At 62.1% G+C, this 19,710-nt stretch carries 17 protein-coding genes and 1 pseudogene; 6 read left to right on the top strand and 12 right to left on the bottom strand.

All coding sequences use genetic code 11. The features are described 5' to 3' along the window. Positions 1–298 precede the first annotated feature (298 nt). Positions 299–1,202 (top strand): annotated as a pseudogene (locus IF103_RS21495) (RHS repeat-associated core domain-containing protein); the annotation flags it as partial. Between the two features lie 345 nt (positions 1,203–1,547). Then, on the top strand, positions 1,548–1,880 hold the full coding sequence (locus IF103_RS21490) for a hypothetical protein (RefSeq protein ID WP_148299937.1): 333 nt from the start codon (positions 1,548–1,550) through the stop codon (positions 1,878–1,880). 42 nt (positions 1,881–1,922) lie between these two features. On the opposite strand, the gene IF103_RS21485 is transcribed toward IF103_RS21490, so the two are convergent. The 10 genes from IF103_RS21485 to exaC form a co-directional block, all read right to left on the bottom strand. After that, a protein-coding gene (locus IF103_RS21485; protein ID WP_502709909.1) for an IS5 family transposase occupies positions 1,923–2,740 on the bottom strand; the annotation gives its coding sequence in 2 pieces (ribosomal slippage) (positions 1,923–2,441 and positions 2,444–2,740; 816 coding nt in all). Between the two features lie 591 nt (positions 2,741–3,331). Beyond that, complete coding sequence (locus IF103_RS21480) at positions 3,332–4,030, bottom strand: LexA family transcriptional regulator (RefSeq protein WP_027907493.1); 699 nt, start codon at positions 4,028–4,030, stop codon at positions 3,332–3,334. 185 nt (positions 4,031–4,215) lie between these two features. Next, complete coding sequence (ppa, locus tag IF103_RS21475) at positions 4,216–4,743, bottom strand: inorganic diphosphatase (RefSeq protein WP_023382553.1); 528 nt, start codon at positions 4,741–4,743, stop codon at positions 4,216–4,218. 93 nt (positions 4,744–4,836) lie between these two features. Further along, the gene (locus tag IF103_RS21470; RefSeq protein ID WP_186599082.1) at positions 4,837–5,652 is read right to left on the bottom strand and encodes a M90 family metallopeptidase; all 816 of its coding nucleotides are present in this window, start codon (positions 5,650–5,652) and stop codon (positions 4,837–4,839) included. Positions 5,653–5,661: 9 nt separating this feature from the next. After that, on the bottom strand, positions 5,662–6,309 hold the full coding sequence (locus IF103_RS21465; RefSeq protein WP_023382551.1) for a DedA family protein: 648 nt from the start codon (positions 6,307–6,309) through the stop codon (positions 5,662–5,664). 305 nt (positions 6,310–6,614) lie between these two features. Beyond that, positions 6,615–7,073 (bottom strand): GNAT family N-acetyltransferase, encoded by a 459-nt coding sequence (locus IF103_RS21460; RefSeq protein ID WP_023382550.1) that lies wholly within the window; start codon positions 7,071–7,073, stop codon positions 6,615–6,617. Between the two features lie 107 nt (positions 7,074–7,180). Continuing rightward, entirely contained in the window at positions 7,181–7,999 is an 819-nt protein-coding gene (gene eutC / locus IF103_RS21455) for an ethanolamine ammonia-lyase subunit EutC (protein ID WP_023382549.1), read from the bottom strand. 8 nt (positions 8,000–8,007) lie between these two features. Continuing rightward, complete coding sequence (locus IF103_RS21450) at positions 8,008–9,402, bottom strand: ethanolamine ammonia-lyase subunit EutB (RefSeq protein WP_104881204.1); 1,395 nt, start codon at positions 9,400–9,402, stop codon at positions 8,008–8,010. Positions 9,403–9,451: 49 nt separating this feature from the next. Beyond that, a complete protein-coding gene (eat, locus tag IF103_RS21445; RefSeq protein WP_023382547.1) occupies positions 9,452–10,900 on the bottom strand; it encodes an ethanolamine permease in 1,449 nt (482 codons plus the stop codon). A 224-nt stretch (positions 10,901–11,124) separates the two neighbouring features. Next, a complete protein-coding gene (gene exaC / locus IF103_RS21440; protein ID WP_023382546.1) occupies positions 11,125–12,645 on the bottom strand; it encodes an acetaldehyde dehydrogenase ExaC in 1,521 nt (506 codons plus the stop codon). A 268-nt stretch (positions 12,646–12,913) separates the two neighbouring features. Between exaC and IF103_RS21435 the strand changes: the two genes are divergently transcribed. The 4 genes from IF103_RS21435 to IF103_RS21420 all read left to right on the top strand — a co-directional run bounded on the left by IF103_RS21435 (position 12,914) and on the right by IF103_RS21420 (position 17,177). Then, complete coding sequence (locus tag IF103_RS21435) at positions 12,914–14,851, top strand: sigma-54-dependent Fis family transcriptional regulator (RefSeq protein WP_023382545.1); 1,938 nt, start codon at positions 12,914–12,916, stop codon at positions 14,849–14,851. 66 nt (positions 14,852–14,917) lie between these two features. Next, positions 14,918–16,267 carry a UDP-N-acetylmuramate:L-alanyl-gamma-D-glutamyl-meso-diaminopimelate ligase gene (gene mpl / locus IF103_RS21430; RefSeq protein WP_023382544.1) on the top strand — a complete coding sequence of 450 codons (1,350 nt, stop codon included), beginning with the start codon at positions 14,918–14,920 and terminating at the stop codon, positions 16,265–16,267. Further along, positions 16,264–16,893, top strand: a complete 630-nt coding sequence (gene ubiX / locus IF103_RS21425; protein ID WP_023382543.1) for a flavin prenyltransferase UbiX — start codon at positions 16,264–16,266, stop codon at positions 16,891–16,893. The genes mpl and ubiX overlap by 4 nt, the downstream gene beginning before the upstream one ends. Then, the gene (locus IF103_RS21420; RefSeq protein ID WP_023382542.1) at positions 16,890–17,177 is read left to right on the top strand and encodes a YceK/YidQ family lipoprotein; all 288 of its coding nucleotides are present in this window, start codon (positions 16,890–16,892) and stop codon (positions 17,175–17,177) included. The genes ubiX and IF103_RS21420 overlap by 4 nt, the downstream gene beginning before the upstream one ends. Before the next feature lie 82 nt (positions 17,178–17,259). Here IF103_RS21420 and IF103_RS21415 read toward each other — a convergent pair whose 3' ends face one another. Together IF103_RS21415 and IF103_RS21410 are read right to left on the bottom strand one after the other, a co-directional pair. Next, positions 17,260–17,904: an oxidoreductase gene (locus IF103_RS21415; protein ID WP_023382541.1), complete on the bottom strand. Its 645-nt coding sequence runs from the start codon at positions 17,902–17,904 to the stop codon at positions 17,260–17,262. Between the two features lie 27 nt (positions 17,905–17,931). After that, positions 17,932–19,665, bottom strand: coding sequence for a C13 family peptidase (locus IF103_RS21410; RefSeq protein WP_023382540.1), 1,734 nt, complete (start codon positions 19,663–19,665; stop codon positions 17,932–17,934). Positions 19,666–19,710 lie beyond the last annotated feature (45 nt).

Below are 19,710 nucleotides of genomic sequence, written 5' to 3'. Positions count from 1 at the left end.
CTCGCTCACACTGCATTGAGTCGCGATTCGGACAAGTAGGGCCGCTGGATCGGCTGGCGAGCGCATGCAAGACCAGCTTCCGCTACAGTCCAGGCAGCTACCTACCGGAGGCGATGGACGTCGACGGCCTGGTCGCTCGTATGAGTAAGGCATGTACAACAGAATCTCGGCCAGGGAGCACGTTGATCATGATAAAGCTAAAGCCTTCGGCAGGACACAAAGAGTGTGAAGCGGCATTCAGCTCCAGTGGTTCGATGAGGTGCTAAAAACGGTAAGCTCATAAAGCTTTACAAGAAGAAAACCGGTGGGTCGCCTGGGTGTGCAGACCTTCGCCTTCGACCCGTCCGGAAACCTGCTGCGCGAGTACGCCGGCACGCATTACCAGTACGACGAACGCGGCAACCTCATCCACCGCCTGCACAACGGCGACAAGGCCCGCCTGACCTGGGACCTGTTCGACCGTCTGGTCCGCTTCGACGATGGCAAGCTCAGCGTGGCGTACAGCTACGACGCGCTGGGCCGTCGCCTGCACAAACACTCGACCGCGCATCACTACGACGATCCCCGTGCGGGCAGCGGCTGGAACCAGATGCAACGCGCCAAGCGCCAGCGCGAACTGGGTTGCGGTTACACGCTGTACGGCTGGGATGGCGACAACCTCGCCTGGGAAAGCTCGCCACCGCAGGACGAAGGCGAGACCGGGCGGACCGTGCACTACCTGTACGAACCGGGCAGCTTCGTGCCCGTCGCGCAGGCCCTGCGCAAGGCACCGATTCGCTTGTTACGGCAGCCGGACTGGCGTGGACGCGAATACGACATCGACCAGGACCCGCTGTGGCAGCACGAAGTGAAACCGCAGCCGATCGATGCGATTGCCTGGTACCAGTGCGATCACCTCGGTACGCCGATGGAGCTGACCGACCACCACGGAGAGGTGGCGTGGGCGGGGCAGTACAAGGCGTGGGGTGACGTGCGCGAGGTGCGTTCGGACTGGGCCAAGCAGGTTGGGATGAGCAACCCGATTCGCTTCCAGGGGCAGTACCACGATCATGAGACCGGGCTGCATTACAACCGGTATCGGTACTATGATCCGAGGGTCGGGCGGTTTGTGAGCCAGGATCCGATTAGCTACGTTGGTGGTTTCAACCTCTATGAGTATGTTCCGAACCCTATTGATTGGATCGATCCGTGGGGACTGAAGCGGATCAAGAATGCGATTGATGGGGATCGCCGCCATCAGGAATTCAATGCGGAAATTAAAACGCAGCATCCAAATGCGACTATTCAGAGTGAGTGTTATCTGCGGGATGCAAGCGGGAAGTCAGTCAAAGACCCTCATACTGGTGAACGCCGGCGGGTAGACACAGTTGTGATCGAGAGCGGAGAGGCCAAAACCTACGAGGTTACGAGTATGACGGCTGATAAAACGGACCAGATTCTTAAAGAGCGTCGAATATTAGCGACGGGTGGTAAATATGTTTAAAGATCGCTCCACTGGGAAACTAGTACCTGTGGCGGGCATTTCAGAGGTCGTTAGGAGAGATTGAATGAGCGACTATCCAGTATGGGATATAGATGGTGTGCTTGAAGCATATGCTAATATACCAGAGTGGCATGCAAGCATTGGTAGAGCTCTTGGAAACCTATTTTTGTTCATGGAAAGTAATGGTCTTTTGAATTGTCGGGTAAGTGATGAGAGCGGGAAATTAGTAAAGCGTGTGATTATGAGTAGCGAAATTACCGCGGAGGGCGATTTGCTATCAAGTGGTCGTAATAATGCAGTCGATAAGTGGTTGCGCTCAAAGGCAAGATTCAAAGACCCAGATGACTTAAGATCTCTTGAGAAGGCTTTGATGGATATTCGTGCGAAGAAACTCTAGCTGCGCTGCTTTCTAGACTGGCTAACCAGTAGGTGCTTGAGCCTAGGCTCTGTCTGAAAAAAGCCGTCGCATACACCGCATGACACAAGCCAGCGAGACCATTGCGGCATAACTTTTTGCGAGCTTGTCGAAGCGCGTGACGATTCGGCGGTTCTCTTTTAGCCAGCCGAACATGCGTTCGATGATGTTGCGCTGTCGATATTTTGGGCGGTCAAACAGTCTTGGCAAGCCGGGTTTGGGCTTGCGTTTCATTGAGCGCAGCGGAATGACCGGCTGCATCCGATATCGATCGCAGTAACGGCGCAAGGCCTCGGCGTCGTAGCCTTTGTCAGACAGCAACCATTTGCATCGTTTGCGTGGACGACCACGCTGGTTTGTCGGGATGCTGACATCATCAAGTAACGGCTGGGCATAGCTGATGTCGCTGGCTTGGCCGCCAGAGAGAAGGAAGCGCAACGGTATCCCGTTGGCATCGCAGAGCATATGAATTTGGGTTGTCAGTCCGCCGCGACTGCGGCCTAGAGCGTGATCGGTAGGCTCGTCAGGCCCCCTTTTTTCCGCGCTCCAGATGAAGCACGGGTTGCTCGAACAGCGGTCGAATCGATCATCCAGGTGTGGGGATCGATCCAGCCTTTGTCATTGAGTCTGAGGTGCAATCGTCTGAGCATCTGATCGAATGTTCCGCGGTTTCGCCAGACCCGGAAGCGGTGATAGACCGTCGCCCAAGACCCGAAGCGCTCGGGCATATCTCGCCAGGCTGCTCCTGAGCACAGCACCCAGAGCACACCATCGAGCATCAAGCGATCACTGCTGCGGGGCCTGCCCCTGACGTGGGCTGCCGTAAAGAGATCGGCGACCACTGCCCACGCCTCATCCGAGAGTTAATAACGCTTTGCCATCACAGAATTCCTTTCCGCAGATGGCCGGCGACTGTACAGAACCCCGGCTGTTCCGGGGCCACATTTCAGTTTCTTGGGATCTCAGACAGAGCCTAGTAGGCGTCAGATGGATGTTTGGCAGTGAGCGTTGCGAACATCAGGCCTGCCGGCCTCTCGAGCCCGGCAGTTAAGGCAGGAAGCGGAGCAGTTCTTGTCGAACTGTCCTTGTACGATTTGATTTAGAGGTGTGGGATGTTTAATGAATTAACTTTTGAAGAGGGCGAATTTGATCTGCGTAAACCTTATCTAGGCGGTGACTAGGATGGGAGGAGATTATTTTGGGCAATTAAAAAGCCGGCTTGTGGCCGGCTTCTCGGGGACGGTCTTGGCTAATTTTTGGTAAGCCGCAATCGCCTTAATCGTGTTGGCACTCGGCCAGAATAGAGATGGCAGACGGCTGTGTGAGACGTCGCCAAGCCCTCTGGATCGCGGTTTGCACCGGTCGGGGCTGATGTGGCGCGTAGCATACTAGGGCTGGCGCTGGATGCCCAGCGAAAAATGGCACAGGTTGTTTCATTCGGCGCGCTTCTGGCGAAAATGTGACCAGTGGAATACCCAGCCTAGAATTTTCAGGTCCTGGCTTCTTAGCTGCGCGGGGGTGTAGCGTTCGACCGCGTGATTTCGACGGTCGTGGCTGTGCAGGCACAGGGTCCCCGATTGGCCCAGGCTCAGGCAGTTCACCCTGAGCGTGCCGTTATGCAGCAAGGCATAGGTTTCGCCTTCGATCACGTCGGTCAGGCTAAGGTCGATGGCCAACAGGGCGTTTCCTGGGATCAGCGGCGCCATGTTAGTGGCCGGCATGATCATGCAGACGGTCTGGCTGGCGGCGACGCCGAGTTTCTGCAGCGCTTGCGCAGGGAGGCGCAGGTATTTGCCTTTGATGGGTACCAGCTTGCCTTCGTGCAGTTCGTGCAAGGGTACTGGCAGCAGCCGCCCATCCATCGTCGACACGGCAACCAACCCTTCGCCAGCCTCTGGTTGTCTGGGCTGACGCAAGATGGACGTCGGGTGCTTGGGGCCATCGCCTGTGTGTAGCCAGCGTCGGTTTACGCAGAACAGCTCGGCCAGTTCGTCTAGTCGGGCCAGTGGGACGCCGCGCTTGAACCAGTTGTTGACGTGCTGGGCCGACACATGACGCAAGGCGGCAAGGTCGGAAGGGGTCAGACCGCATTCCCTGAGCAGGGCCCTTAAGCGTTCACCGGATGTATTCATGACAGCGAGTGTAACGACCGAGTGCCAGCGGGGAAATGAACCTGATGTTGATGCGAACTACGGCAAGCTGCCTGAGTTGTGGGAAATGGATTAGGACTAAGTAGGATTACTTACAGCCAACCTTCGAGGTTTGAATTTCGCTTACAAAAAACCCCGCCGAAGCGGGGTTTTTTTTCCAATCGGTATCAGCCCTTGTAGGCTGCAACCGATTTGGTGATCTCGGCGCGGGCGGCGTCGGCGCCTGCCCAGCCCTTGACCTTGACCCACTTGCCTTTCTCGAGGTCTTTGTAGTTCTCGAAGAAGTGCTTGATTTGCTCCAGTAGCAGGGCTGGCAGGTCGGTGTATTCCTTCACGTCGACGTACAGCTGGCTCAGCTTGTCGTGTGGTACGGCCAGGACTTTGGCATCGCCACCGCTTTCGTCGTCCATGTGCAGGACGCCAACCGGACGGGCGCGGATGACCGAGCCTGGGGCAACCGGGTAGGGGGTAACGACCAGCACGTCCAGCGGATCACCGTCGTCAGCCAGGGTGTTGGGGATGTAGCCGTAGTTGGCTGGGTAGAACATCGGGGTGGCCATGAAGCGGTCAACGAACAGGGTGTCGCTGTCCTTGTCGATCTCGTATTTGATCGGCGCGTGGTTGGCCGGGATCTCGATGGCGACGTAGATGTCGTTCGGCAGGTCTTTGCCAGCCGGGATCTTGCTGTAGCTCATTGGGCTATGCCCCCGTGTTTGATCAAAAAAGTGGCGGCGATTATAGGCACATTCTGCCCGGGCATGCCACGCCTGGCCTGATGTGCGGCCGCATCAGGCGTGGCTTTCGCGGTAGTCCGGATGCTCCGCCAACAGCCGGGTCAGGCGGGCCAGCGGGTCCTGCCGGTAGAACAGCGACAGTTGATGGTACACCTGTGGATAACTGCCCTGCAGCAGGTCGGGAGCGCTGAAGAAGTATTCGCTGCTGACGGCAAAGAACTCCGCCGGGTTCTCGGCGGCATAAGGGTCGATGGCGGTCTCTGCGTCGGGGTCGGCATCCAGTTGCCGGTTGAGGTCGTCGTAGGCCGCTTGCATGGCGCTGGCCCAATGCTCTATGTGCATGCCGCTGTGCAGCGGAGGCAGGCCGTTGGCATCGCCGTTGAGCATGTCGAGCTTGTGTGCCAGCTCGTGGATGACCAGGTTGTAGGCCTCCCAGCCACCGCTGGCCAGCACGCCGGGCCACGCCATGATCACCGGGCCCTGCTGCCAGGCCTCACCGCTGTGCTCGGCATCCCAGACGTGCTCGACACCGCTGCTGTCACGGTGGCGCTGGGGGCTTTTGAAATCGTCGGGGTAGAGGATGATTTCGTGAAAACCCTGGTACCAGTTCAGGTCACCCAGGTGCATCAGCGGCAGTTGTGCCTGGGCGGCGAGGAACAGGCGCTGTTCGTCACTGAGTTCGACGCCGGGCAGGGTGGTGAGGTGTTTGTCGTGCAGGAAGAGGATGCAGGCCTCGCGCAGCCAGCGGTCCTCTTCATCACTGATGCCATCGAGCATCGGCAGATGGTCGCGGACCACCTGCCACTGCTGTGCGGTGACCGGGAAGCGCGCCAGGGTGCGCTTGCGCCGCCAGGCGCTCAACGACCACATGGGCTGTGGTCAGTGGGCCTTGGCCGCGCGGCCCAGGCGGCTGCGCAGCAAGCCGAGGATCATCGGCACTAGCGACAGGAAGATGATGGCCACCACCATCAGCGACAGGTGCTGCTTGATGAACGGCACGTTGCCGAAGAAGAAGCCCAAGGTCACCAGGCCTCCGACCCAAAGTACCGAGCCCGCGACGCTGAAGGCCAAAAAGCGCGGGTAGTGCATGTGGGCTATGCCGGCCACGAAGGGCGCGAAGGTGCGCAGGATCGGCAGGAAGCGCGCCAGGGTCACGGTCTTGCCGCCATGGCGTTCGTAGAACTCGTGGGTGCGCTGCAGGTAGTCACGACGGAATATCTTCGACTCGGGGTTGTTGAACAGCCGTTCGCCCGCGGTTCGCCCGATGATGTAGTTGGTGCTGTCGCCCATGATTGCCGCCGCCATCAGCAGGCCTGCCAGGAGCACCGGGTCCATGCCACCGCCCGCGGCAACGGCCCCTGCGATGAACAGCAGCGAGTCGCCCGGCAGGAACGGCATCACCACCAGGCCGGTCTCGCAGAAAATCACGGTGAACAGGATGGCGTAGATCCAGGGACCGTAATTGGTGACCAGCAGATCGAGGTACGCATCGAGATGCAGGATGAGGTCCAGCGGGTTGAAATCCATGTACAGCACCTGTGTTCTTGACCCGCTACGACGGGCACGCGATGACGGACAATGCCAAGGGCGTGGGCTTGTTTACCGCGCAATGGGTAAAAATTCACACATGACAGAGGGAGGCATTATACGGCGAAGTAGGAATCGTGCCCGGAGAGATTGTAGCGGGGGGTTACCAACGGGCGACGGCGGACCAGCCGATTCAGCTGAGCCTGTGGGAGCGGTTATATCCGCCGTGCAGGCAATCTAGGCCAATCGCCGTACCGCCCCTCCCACAGGCGTCGTGCCAGCTTTTCAGAGGTTGGCGACTGGCTTCAATCCAACTGGATCGGCAGCACGTAGCTCTCGAACTCGGTGTCCTTGCGAAAGCCGATCGACTCGTACGTCTTGCGTGCCACTTCGTTGTTGGCGCTGGTGGATACCCGCATGCGCACGGCATTGGTGTCCTTGGCCATTTTCTTGGCTTCACGTATCAGGTGGTCGGCCACCAGCATGCGTCGTGAGTCCTCGGCCACGTAGATGTCGTTGAGAATCCAGACGCGCTTGAGCGACAGCGACGAAAAACTTGGGTAGAGCTGGCAGAAGCCCAGCAGCCTGTGGTCGTCGTCATCCGGTAGCGCCAGGTAGATCACTGACTCGTCGCGTTTCAGGCGTTTTTCCAGGAAGCTGCGTGAACTGTCCGGGTAGGGCAGTTGCCCATAGAACTCACGGTATTTGACGAACAGCGGGGTCAGCAGGTCGAGGTGTTCCAGCGTTGCCTTGATGATGCGCATGTGCAGCCCTCAGAGTCCATTTGGGGAAACAGCGGATTGCCAGTGGCTCTGATGGCATCCTGCCCAATGCGGGCTTCGAGCGCAATCCGCCTTCCGTGACATGTTTTTTACCCTTTTCCCAGCAGGAAGTTACCTTTTGGGCTGGGGGCATGTTCACTGTCGAGGCTATGGACCTCGGCTTCGTCCTTCAGATTCACTCCGGACAATTGCCGGCGACAGGCTTCGCGCATCAGGTATAGCAGACGGTGAGCGGCCATGCCGTAGCTCAGCCCTTCCAGGCGCACGTTGGAGATGCAGTTGCGGTAGGCGTCGGTCAGACCGACTTTTGGCGCGTAGGTGAAGTACAGCCCAAGGCTGTCAGGGGAACTGAGCCCTGGTCGTTCGCCGATCAGCATGACGGTCATGCGGGCACCCAGCAGCTCGCCCACTTCGTCGGCCACCGCAACCCGCCCTTGCTGGACCAGCACTACCGGGGCGCTGGTCCAGCCGTCGGCGGCCGCCTGCTCTTCGAATCGGGTCAAGAAGGGCAGGGTATGGCGGTGCACGGCCAGGGCCGAGAGCCCATCGGCCACCACGATGGCAAGGTCGACGCCACCCGGGTTGGCTTGAGCATGCTGGCGCAGCAAGGCTGCCGAGTCTTCGTTCAGGCGCCGACCGAGGTCGGGCCGTTGCAGGTACTGGTGACGGTCGCTGGCCGCGCTGTGCAGCACCAGGCTCTCGCGACCACGGTCGCTGAGCTGAGTGCTCAGGCCTTCATGGTCGAAGGGCAGGTGTACCGCGTCGCGGGCCTGGGCATGGGCAAACTGGAAATCCAACTGGGCGCCGGTCGGCAGACTGGTGCCGGCGCGGCCTAGGGCGATGCGTGCCGGGGTCAGGTTGCGCAGGGCCAGCCAGGGGTTGTCAGGGGTAGGCGTGCGATGGTCCATGGTCATCCCTATGCAAGCTGTGCCAAAGCCTGGCGGAAAGCCGGCGGCAGGTTGTCACCGAAACGCACCCGGCCGTCGGCCTGGGTGAAGATGCCGGTACGCTCGAGCCAGGCCTCGAATTCGGGGCCGGGTCTGAGGCCCAGGGTCTGGCGCGCATACAGCGCGTCGTGGAACGAGGTGGTCTGGTAATTGAGCATGATGTCGTCGGAGCCGGGGATACCCATGATGAAGTTGATCCCGGCTACACCCAGCAGGGTCAGCAGGGTGTCCATGTCGTCCTGGTCGGCTTCGGCGTGGTTGGTGTAGCAGATGTCGCAGCCCATGGGCACGCCGAGCAGCTTGCCGCAGAAATGGTCCTCGAGGCCGGCGCGGATGATCTGCTTGCCGTTGTACAGGTACTCCGGGCCGATGAAACCGACCACCGTGTTCACCAGAAATGGCTTGAAGTGCCTGGCCACGGCGTAGGCGCGGGTTTCGCAGGTTTGCTGGTCGACACCGTGGTGGGCATTGGCCGACAGCGCGCTGCCCTGGCCGGTTTCGAAGTACATGAGGTTTTGCCCGAGGGTGCCGCGCTTGAGCGAAAGACCCGCTTCGTAGCCTTCCTGCAGGACGTTTAGGTTGATGCCAAAGCCTGCGTTGGCTGCCTCGGTGCCGGCAATCGACTGGAACACCAGGTCCAGCGGCACGCCACGGTTGATCGCTTCGATCGAGGTGGTGACGTGGGTCAGCACGCAGGCCTGGGTGGGGATGTCGTAGCGCTGGATGATGGCGTCGAGCATTTCCAGCAGGGCGCAGATCGACGCGATGCTGTCGGTGGCCGGGTTGATGCCGATCATGGCGTCGCCATTGCCGTACAGCAAACCGTCGAGGATGCTGGCGGCGATCCCCGCGGGTTCGTCGGTGGGGTGGTTGGGCTGCAGGCGGGTGGACAGGCGACCGCGCAGGCCCATGGTGCCGCGAAAACGAGTGACCACGCGAATTTTCTGAGCCACCAGCACCAGGTCCTGCACCCGCATGATCTTCGACACCGCCGCGGCCATTTCCGGCGTCAGGCCCGGGGCCAGGGCACGCAGGCTGTCTTCGTTGGCCTGGTCGCTGAGCAGCCAGTCGCGCAGGCCGCCCACGGTCAGGTGGCTGACCGCTGCGAACGCCTCGGCGTCATGGGTATCGACGATCAGGCGGGTGACTTCGTCTTCTTCGTAGGGAATCAGCGCTTCGTTGAGAAAGTGAGTGAGCGGGATATTGGCCAGGGTCATTTGCGCGGCGACCCGTTCACCGTCGTTGCTGGCGGCGACACCGGCCAGGTAATCACCCGAACGCGCCGGGCTGGCCTTGGCCATGACCTCTTTGAGGCTGTCGAAGCGGTAGACCAGATGGCCCACGGTGTGTACGAAACTTGCCATACAGATTCTCCAGAGCGCCGCGGGCGTGGCCCGCGACGGGTGTCGGCGATCAGTGCAGGGCCTCTTCAGCCTTCTGAATCGCGGCGAATTCCTCTTCCGGTGTGCCCGCTACCAGATGGTGGCGGCTGTAGAAAGCAAAGTAGGCAATTAATACTCCATAGATCACCGCGGCGCCAATCACCACCCGCGGGTCGACCAGGAAACCGGCGACCACTGCGATGCAGGCCAGTACCAGGGCCACGCTGGAGGTGAAGATGCCGCCGGGGGTGCGGTAGGGGCGCTCCATCTTCGGCCGGCGGATGCGCAAGGTGATATGCGCGGCCATCATCAGTACGTAGGACAGGGTGGCGCCAAACACTGCCACCAGGATCAGCAGGTCGCCTTGGCCGGTCAGCGACAGTGCGAAACCGATGATACCGGGGATGACCAGCGCCAAGACCGGTGCCTTGCTCTTGTTGGTTTCCGAGAGTTTGCGCGGCAGATAGCCGGCGCGGGACAGGGCGAAGATCTGCCGGGAGTACGCGTAGATGATTGAGAAGAAACTGGCGATCAGGCCAGCCAGGCCCACGAGGTTGACGAAGCTGCCCATCCAGGTGGACCCGCCATAGGCTTTGGCCAAGGCCTCGACCAGCGGGTTGCCGGATGCCTTGAGGGCCTCGGAGCCCGCGCCACCTGGGCCAACCACGAGAATCAGCAGGGCGAATGCCAGCAGTACCAGCATGGCACCGATCAGGCCGCGCGGCAGGTCGCGACGCGGGTTCTTGGTTTCTTCAGCGGCCAGCGGCACGCCCTCGACAGCCAGGAAGAACCAGATGGCGTAGGGAATGGCCGCCCACACACCGACATAGCCGAATGGAAGGAAGCTGCTGGCGCCCACCGCGTCGGTTTTGGCGATGTCGAACAGGTTGGCTGCATCAAAATGGGGCAACATGCCCACCAAGAAGACAGCCAGGGCGATGGCGGCGATCGCGGTGATGATGAACATCAGCTTCAGTGCCTCGCCGACCCCGAAGATGTGGATCCCGATGAACACGATGTAGAACGCCAGGTAGATCATCCAGCCGCCGATGCCGAACAGCGACTGGCAGTAGGCGCCGATGAACACGGCGATGGCGGCCGGGGCGATGGCGTATTCGATCAGGATGGCCGTCCCGGTCAGGAAACCGCCCCAAGGCCCGAAGGCGCTGCGGGCAAAGCCATAGCCGCCGCCTGCGGTGGGGATCATCGAGGACAGCTCTGCCAGGGAAAAGCACATGCACAGGTACATGGTGGCCATCAGCAGGGTGGCCAGGAACATGCCGCCCCAGCCACCTTGGGCCAGGCCGAAGTTCCAGCCGGCGTAGTCGCCGGAAATTACATAGGCAACGCCTAGGCCTACCAGCAGGACCCAGCCGGCGGCGCCTTTTTTCAGTTCACGTTGCTGGAAATAATCCGAGCCGACTTTTTCGAAGTCGACGGAAGAGCCTGCCGGCGTGCCGGCGGAATGATCGCTTGGCATGGTTTCACCTGTTTTTTTTCTTGGTGGCCAGAAGGATTCCGGCCCTTGGTGATAGAGGTTGCAGGAAGCGAGCCAGAGCGGATGGTGCACGGATGCCGCCCTGGCTTTGACGCCGCAGGTCTGGCCCCCTCGCGGGTGAGCCCGCTTCCACGGTGACCGCACTGGAAGTGAAACCTGTGCGGTCCCTGTGGGAGCGGGTCTACCCGCGAAGAAGGCAACGCGGTCTAGAAGAAGCCCAGCGGGTTGATGTCGTAGCTCACCAGCAGGTTCTTGGTCTGCTGGTAGTGGTCGAGCATCATCTTGTGGGTTTCACGACCGACGCCGGACTTCTTGTAGCCACCGAACGCGGCATGCGCCGGGTACAGGTGGTAGCAGTTGGTCCACACGCGGCCTGCCTTGATGCCACGGCCCATGCGGTAGGCGCGGTTGATGTCGCGGGTCCACACGCCAGCACCGAGGCCGAACTCGGTGTCGTTGGCGATGGCCAGGGCCTCGGCTTCGTCCTTGAAGGTGGTGACGCTGACGACCGGGCCGAAGATTTCCTCCTGGAACACGCGCATCTTGTTGGTGCCCTTAAGCAGGGTCGGCTGGATGTAGTACCCGGTGGCCAGGGTCCCTTCGAGTTTCTCCACCTTGCCGCCGGTGAGCAGCTCGGCGCCTTCTTCCTGGGCGATGTCCAGGTACGAGAGAATTTTCTCGAATTGCTGCTGCGAGGCCTGGGCGCCGACCATGGTGTCGGTGTCCAGCGGGTCGCCGCGCTTGATCTGCAGCACCTTCTTCATCACCACTTCCATGAACTGCGAGTAGATCGACTCTTGCACCAGCGCCCGCGACGGGCAGGTGCAGACCTCGCCCTGGTTGAAGAACGCCAGCACCATGCCTTCGGCGGCCTTGTCGATGAAGCTCGGCTCGGCCTGCATGATGTCTTCGAAGTACACGTTCGGCGACTTGCCGCCCAGCTCGACGGTGGACGGGATGATGTTCTCGGCAGCGCACTTGAGGATGTGCGAGCCCACCGGGGTGGAGCCGGTGAAGGCGATCTTGGCGATGCGTTTGCTGGTGGCCAGGGCCTCACCGGCCTCGCGACCATAGCCTTGCACCACGTTTAGCACGCCTTTGGGCAGCAGGTCGCCAATCAGCTCGAGCAGCACGGTGATGCCCAGCGGGGTCTGCTCGGCGGGCTTGAGCACCACGCAGTTGCCAGCGGCCAAGGCCGGCGCGAGTTTCCAGGCCGCCATCAACAGCGGGAAGTTCCACGGGATGATCTGCCCGACCACGCCCAGCGGCTCGTGGATGTGATAGGCCACGGTGTTTTCGTTGATCTCGGCGGCGCCGCCTTCCTGGGCGCGGATGCAACCGGCGAAGTAGCGGAAGTGATCGACGGCCAGCGGAATGTCGGCGTTGAGGGTTTCACGGATCGGCTTGCCGTTGTCCCAGGTTTCAGTGATGGCCAGCACTTCGAGGTTTTGCTCGATGCGGTCGGCGATCTTCAGCAGGACGTTCGAGCGGTCCTGCACCGAGGTGCGGCCCCAGGCATCGGCAGCGGCGTGGGCTGCGTCCAGGGCTTTCTCGATGTCTTCGGCAGTGGAGCGAGGGAATTCGGCGATCGGCTGACCGTTCACCGGAGAGGTGTTGGTGAAGTACTCACCCTTGACCGGAGGAACGAACTCACCACCGATGTAGTTTCCGTAGCGGCTCTTGAAGGAAATCTTCGCGCCTTCGGTACCGGGATGTGCGTAACGCATGGTGTGTCTCCTGGCTATTGTGTTTGTTAGGGAGCTGGTAAAGCGTAGAGCAAAGGTTGGGCCAGTGCTTTGCACCCCTTGTAAATCAATGAGTTGGGACAGTTTTACAGGCGCGCCAGGCGTGTGCTGTGCCAGCGTTGGCACGGGGTGGGTGACACTTTGTACCGTTTGCGACACGCTGTGTGACTGGGCAGTCCCGGTGCCATTGCAATGGAAGGTCAGGTGGAGGATGCTGACGGGAATCTCTATCTGCGGAGAACAACAACAAATGCAGAGCAACCCGTTCAGCAGCCATGCCCAGCAAGTGCATACCGTCGCCCGCGGCGAGGCGGGCGGCGCCGGCAGCGATCCCTCCATCGCCCGTTCCTGGCTGCGTTGCCTGGAGGACTATCACCTCGATCCGGCGCTGATCGAAGCCCCTGTGGTGCTTGAGCATGGGCGTCTGCTGGAGAGCCGTGAGCGCCTGCGCCAGGTGCTCAAGATCGCCGATAGCGAAATGAACAGCCTGCATCAGCAACTCTCCGGTGCCGGCCACGCGGTGCTGTTGACCGACGCTCGCGGGGTCATCCTCAATTGTGTCACTGCTCCTACCGAGCGCCGCAGTTTCGAGCGCGCCGGCCTGTGGCTGGGCGCCGACTGGAGCGAAGCCCGTGAGGGCACCAATGGCATCGGCACGTGTCTGGTCGAGCGCCAGGCGTTGACCATCCACCAGAACGAGCACTTCCGTGGCCGCCACACCGGGCTGACATGCTCGGCGAGCCCGGTCTTCGACCCCCATGGCGAGTTGCTGGCGGTGCTCGATGTGTCGTCGGCGCGGCCTGACGTCTCGCGCCAGAGCCAGTTCCACACCATGGCGCTGGTCAACCTGTCGGCCAAGATGATCGAAAGCTGTTACTTCCTGCGCCATTTCGAGCAGCAGTGGCTGCTGCGCTTTCACTTGCAGGCCGAGTCGGTGGGGCTGTTCAGCGAAGGGTTGCTGGCCTTCGATGGCGAAGGGCGCATCTGCGCGGCCAACCAGAGCGCACTGAACCTGTTGGGCACCGTTCGTGGCGGGTTGCTGGGCAAGCCGATGGAGCAGTTCTTCGCCTGCAGTCATGACGACTTGTTCAGCCGGGCCCAGCCCCAGGGCAGCACCGCCTGGCCGCTGCATACCCGTGATGGCCGCCTGGTGTTTGCCAGCCTGCGCGGTCGGGCGCGGGCGCCGGCGTGGTCGGTGCCGGTGAGCTTGCCTCAGGCTCCCACTGTGGCAGAGCCGGGCATTTGCTTGCTCGACCCGGCGCTGCAGCATGAGTTTCGCAGGTCGGTGCGGGTGTTCGAGCGTGATGTACCCTTGCTGCTGCGCGGTGAGACCGGCTGTGGCAAAGAGGCCTTCGCCCAGGCCGTGCACCAGGCGAGCCAACGCCGTGGCAAGCCGTTCGTGGCGGTCAACTGCGCCTCGATCCCAGAGAGCCTGATCGAGAGCGAGTTGTTCGGCTATCGCGGTGGGAGTTTCACTGGGGCGCGCAAGGAAGGCATGCGCGGCAAGCTGCTTCAGGCCGATGGCGGCACCTTGTTGCTGGACGAAATCGGAGACATGCCGTTCGCCCTGCAAACCCGCTTGCTGCGCGTGTTGGAAGAGCGCCAGGTGGTGCCCATCGGCGGTGAGCCCCAGGCAGTGGATGTACGCATCATCAGCGCCACCCACCGAGACCTGCTCGAGCGGGTTGAGCAGGGCTGTTTCCGCGAAGACCTTTACTACCGCCTCAACGGCCTTGAAGTAGCGCTGCCGGCGGTGCGCGCGCGAAGCGACAAAGAGCAGTTGCTGGAGTTCCTGTTACGCCAGGAGTCGCAGGGGCAGGTCGTGCAATTGGCCCCCGAGGCGCGTCAGGCATTATTGGGCTTCGCCTGGCCGGGGAACGTGCGGCAGCTGCGCAATGTGCTGCGCACTCTGGTGGCGCTGTGTGACGACGGCCGCATCGAATACCTCGATCTCCCTGCCATCGTACGCGAAGGCGCCACCCTCGATCGCGACGTTGACGACACCGCCGCTGAGGGCGGAGGCGTGCTGGCGATGGGCGCGCCGCTGCAAAGTGCCGAACGCGACACGCTGCTGGCCACATTAGAGGCAAAACACTGGCACATGACCCATGTCGCCGAGCATCTGGGGATCAGCCGCAATACCTTGTATCGAAAACTGCGTAAACACGGCATCGCCAGGGTCGTCTGAGCGAAACAGCGGGTGCGATTTCCTGCGCCCTGGGCTACCCTGCCTCGAAGTTTTGCGAGGTCGACCATGCATATTCACATTCTCGGTATTTGCGGCACATTCATGGGCTCGCTGGCGGTGCTGGCCAAAGAGCTCGGCCACCGCGTCACCGGCTCGGACGCCAACGTCTATCCGCCGATGAGCACCCAGCTCCAGGCCCAGGGCATCGAACTGACCCAGGGCTACGACCCGGCTCAGCTCGACCCGGCGCCGGATCTGGTAGTCATCGGTAACGCCATGTCGCGCGGCAACCCGGCCGTGGAGTACGTGCTGAACAAAGGCCTGCCATATGTGTCCGGCCCGCAGTGGCTGGCCGACCATGTCTTGCAGGGGCGTTGGGTCCTGGCCGTGGCGGGTACCCACGGCAAGACCACCACCAGCAGCATGCTGGCCTGGGTGCTGGAGCATGCGGGCATGAGCCCGGGCTTTTTGATCGGCGGGGTGCCGCAGAACTTCTCGGTGTCCGCACGCCTGGGCGACACCCCGTTCTTCGTGGTCGAGGCTGACGAGTACGACAGCGCCTTCTTCGACAAGCGCTCCAAGTTCGTCCACTACCACCCACGCACTGCGATTCTGAACAACCTTGAGTTCGATCACGCGGATATCTTCCCTGATCTGGCGTCCATCGAGCGGCAATTCCACCATCTTGTGCGCACTATCCCCAGCGAGGGCCTGGTCATTCATCCCACCACCGAGCCGGCACTCGAGCGGGTGATCGGCATGGGGTGCTGGACCCCGGTGCAAACCACCGGCGAAGGTGGCCAATGGCAAGCCAAGCTGCTCAGCGCCGATGGTTCGCGCTTCGAAGTGCTGTTCGAAGGTCAGGCGCAGGGCGTGGTGGACTGGGCGCTGACCGGCCAGCACAACGTCGCCAACGCGCTGGCGACCCTGGCCGCCGCTCGCCATGTGGGCGTGGTACCGGCCATGGGGATCGAGGGCCTGAGTGCCTTCAAGAGCGTCAAGCGGCGCATGGAAAAGGTCGCCGAAGTGCAGGGCGTGACCCTCTACGACGACTTCGCCCACCACCCGACGGCCATTGCCACCACCCTTGATGGCCTGCGCAAGCGGGTAGGCGAGGCGCCGATCATCGCCGTGATCGAGCCTCGCTCCAATTCCATGAAACTCGGCGCCCACCGCGAGGGTTTGCCCGGCAGTGTGACGGATGCCGACCAAGTGATCTGGTATGCGCCGCCTAACCTGGGCTGGGACCTGGCGGCCACTGCTGCGCAGTGCAAGGTGCCGGCGATCGTGGCGGACAGCCTCGAGGCGATCATCGAGCGGGTCAAGGGCCAGGCGCGTCCGGGCACCCATGTGGTGATCATGAGCAACGGCGGCTTTGGCGGCCTGCACGGCAAACTGGCCGAGGCCTTGAAGTGAGCGGGCCGGAACGCATCACACTGGCCATGACCGGTGCCTCGGGGGCGCAGTATGGCCTGCGCCTGCTCGACTGCCTGGTGCGCGAGGACCGTGAGGTGCACTTCCTGATTTCCAAGGCAGCGCAACTGGTCATGTCCACCGAAACCGACGTGGTGTTGCCGGCCAAGCCCCAGGCCATGCAGGCGTTTCTGACCGAGTACACTGGCGCAGCCGATGGGCAGATCCGTGTGTATGGCAAGGAGGACTGGATGTCGCCAGTCGCCTCCGGTTCGGGAGCCCCGGCGGCAATGGTGGTGGTGCCGTGTTCCACCGGCACGTTGTCGGCGATCGCTACAGGTGCTTGCAACAACCTGATCGAGCGGGCTGCGGATGTCACCCTCAAGGAGCGTCGCCAGTTGATTCTTGTGCCGAGGGAGGCGCCGCTCTCGACCATCCACCTGGAAAACATGCTCAAGCTGTCGCAGATGGGGGCGGTGATCTTGCCGGCGGCGCCGGGGTTCTATCATCAGCCGCAGACCCTCGACGACCTGGTCGACTTCGTGGTGGCGCGCATCCTCAACCTGCTCAATATTCCGCAGGACATGCTACCGCGCTGGGGCGAGCACCACTTCGGGGTCGATGATTGAAGCCGGCGCTGGTCGGGCTGCTCGCCACGCTGTTGCTCGGCGGTTGTGCGACGGTGCGTACGCTGGATGCCAACAAACCGGGCGCACCGCTGGTATATGCCGGCACGCGTCTGGACGTGTACGTGATCAACGGCGGGTGCTGCCCGAAGGACCGCTTCGGCGCCGAGGCGCCGGCGTATCCTGGGCTGGACCTGCCGGGTAGCCTGTTGCTCGATACCCTGTTGCTGCCGTTGTCCCTGCTGACGGCGGCGGGGGTTGGGTTTCAGGCCACCGGCGGCCTTTGATGGCCCAAAGCAGGTCTGCTGCCTAAAGTGCCGAGAAGGCGTGTGCGAGCGGTTTCACCCGCGCAGAAGCCCTCGGCGGCGCCTACTTCTTGCCCAGCCTTCGCAACTCGTCGGACTCGATAATCCGCACGCCGTCCTCTTCCTCCAACGCCAGCCGCCAGAGCGCCCGCGCCAGGGTGCAGGCTTCGATGCCCCGGTACTTGCCTGGGATCAGACGGGCAAATGGCGACGCCAATCGTTCGCCAAGCCGCGGCTCGACACGTTCGCCCAGCAGCAGCGACGGCCGTACGATGGTCAGTTGCGGCCAATCCTGGGCTTTGAGGGCTTCTTCCATTTCACCCTTGACCCGGTTGTAGAAAATCGACGACTTGGGATCGGCACCCAGGGCGCTGACCACCAGCAGGTGCCGAGCGCCCATTTCCCGGGCACGCTTGCTGAATGCCACGACCATGTCCAGGTCGACCGCGCGGAAGGCGGATTCGGAGCCCGCTTGCTTGAGGGTGGTCCCCAGGCAACAGAAGGCGATGTCGACCCGGCCGGCCAGCTGGGGGAGAAACACTGCAGGGTCGCCGACCGGGTTTTCCAGGTGTGGGTGCTCGGCCAGGGGGCGGCGGGTAGGCGCCAGCACGCGGCTGATGGTGGGTTCGTTGAGCAGGCGGTCGAGCAGGTGTTCACCCGTCAGGCCCGTGGCTCCGGCAAGCAGGACATGCTGAGGCGTCAAGTACATGATGTCTCTCCCTTGTTACACACAAGCTTAGTGGTTGCCGGGCTTTTTTGCCTGCTCCCCCACAGGGGCTTGTGCCGCGTTACGTAAGGCTTCCTCGGCCTGCTGTCGGCGCAACTGCTGCCAGTGTGCCAGTACTGCGGGTGGTGCCCATATCTGAGGCTCCGAGGCTTCGAAACCTTCCCTTCGTTCACGTTCGGCAACGCTGGTCCGGGCCAGTTCAAACGCCAGTTTCAAATCGTCGGTCTGGTTCAGCGCCTCGGCGAACAGGGCGTCGCCAAAGTAGGTGAAATCCGCTTCCTCGGAGCAGCCGAAGGACACCCGATCGGCACGTGCCGCGGTCATGATGACCGTCCGATCATCCTTGAGCGGGGTGATGTAGCCACCGGAATAGCAGGCGGAGATGACGATCACCTTGTCGCGTTCCTTGAGCGGAGCCAGTGCGCTGGCCAGTTCATCGGCGGACAGGTCGGCCAGTTGCAGGCGCGGCTGGTCGAGTACCAGTTGGTGGTCCTGGCTGCCATGGCTGGTCAGGTAGATGAACACCAGGTCCTCCGGGCCACTGCGCTCGGCGAGGATGCGGGCGGCACGGGTGATGTTCTCGCGGGTGGCCATGGGGCGCGTGGTCATGTGGTCGCGATGGTTGACCAGGGTGACTTGGCCCCGGGCGCCGAAGCGCACCTTGAGCATGTTGCTGACATAGTCTGCTTCGCGCAGGAAGACGCTTTGCTGGCCATCGCCGCCAACCACCAGGCTGTACAGCTGAACGGGCGGGGCGGAGCGAGGTACCTTGGCCAGGGCGTCTTCCAGCAGGCGGCCCTGATTGAGCAGGGCCAGGTCCAGCGGGTCGGGCAGCAAAGTGCCTTTCTGGTCGCGCACGCGCACACCGTTGACCCAGTACCCGGCCTCGACCTTGCCATTGGCCTGTATCAGCTTGCCGCGGCCGTGATAGGCGTCATTCTGGAAACTGCCGATATAACGGCTGCCATCGGCCAACTGCAGGTTGCCCTGGCCAGACAGGCGCCAATCGACGAAGTTGCCCTTGTAGTGGCTGCCATCGCTGCCCAACAACTCACCTTCGCCGCTGAGCGATCCATCCTTGAACTCGCCGATCCAGACATCGCCGTCGGCGTTTTCATAGCGCCCTCGGCCTTCCAGGCGGTTGTCCTTGAATTCGCCGATGTACTGTTCGCCATCGACGCTGTCGTAGGTGCCGCTGCCTTGCAGCAGGCCGTCGACGAAACGGCCGCTGAACTGGTTGCCACTGGCATCGCTGCGCACGCCCGCCCCGTTGGGCTTGCCCCTGGCGAACAGGCCCTGGTAGCGGCTGCCATCGGCCAGTTCCAGTTCGCCGGCGCCTTCGTACAGGTCGTCCTTGAACTGGCCGCGGTAGGTCTGGTCGGCTTGCTTGAGCGTGCCCTCGCCGTCCCGGCGGCCATGGCTGAAGGTGCCGGCATAATGGCTGCCAGGCGTCGTCAGGTCGCCCAGCCCCTGGAACAGGCCTTCGGCGAATTGCCCTCGATAGACCTCGCCGTTGCGTCCATGCCACTCACCTTGGCCGTGCCATTGGCCATCCTTGAACGTGCCGGCGTACCAGCTGCCGTTGGGGTAGTCGATACGCCCTTCGCCCTGCAGCAAGCCATTGACCACTTCACCGCGGTAGCGCCCTCCGTCAGGCAGACGTGCATCCGGCGGAAGAAGCGATTCGCCATCACCGCAGGCAGCGAGTAACAGGGTCAGGGCTAGGGGGAGCAGTGGACGCATGGCGGGATCCGGGCAATAGATCTGCCGAGTATGCCGCAGAATGGG

It is taken from the genome of Pseudomonas sp. SK2, from assembly GCF_016772395.1.
Lineage (GTDB): Bacteria > Pseudomonadota > Gammaproteobacteria > Pseudomonadales > Pseudomonadaceae > Aquipseudomonas > Aquipseudomonas taiwanensis.
Note: the sequence above shows the minus strand (reverse complement) of the source record. Positions and strands in the feature narration are given on the sequence as shown.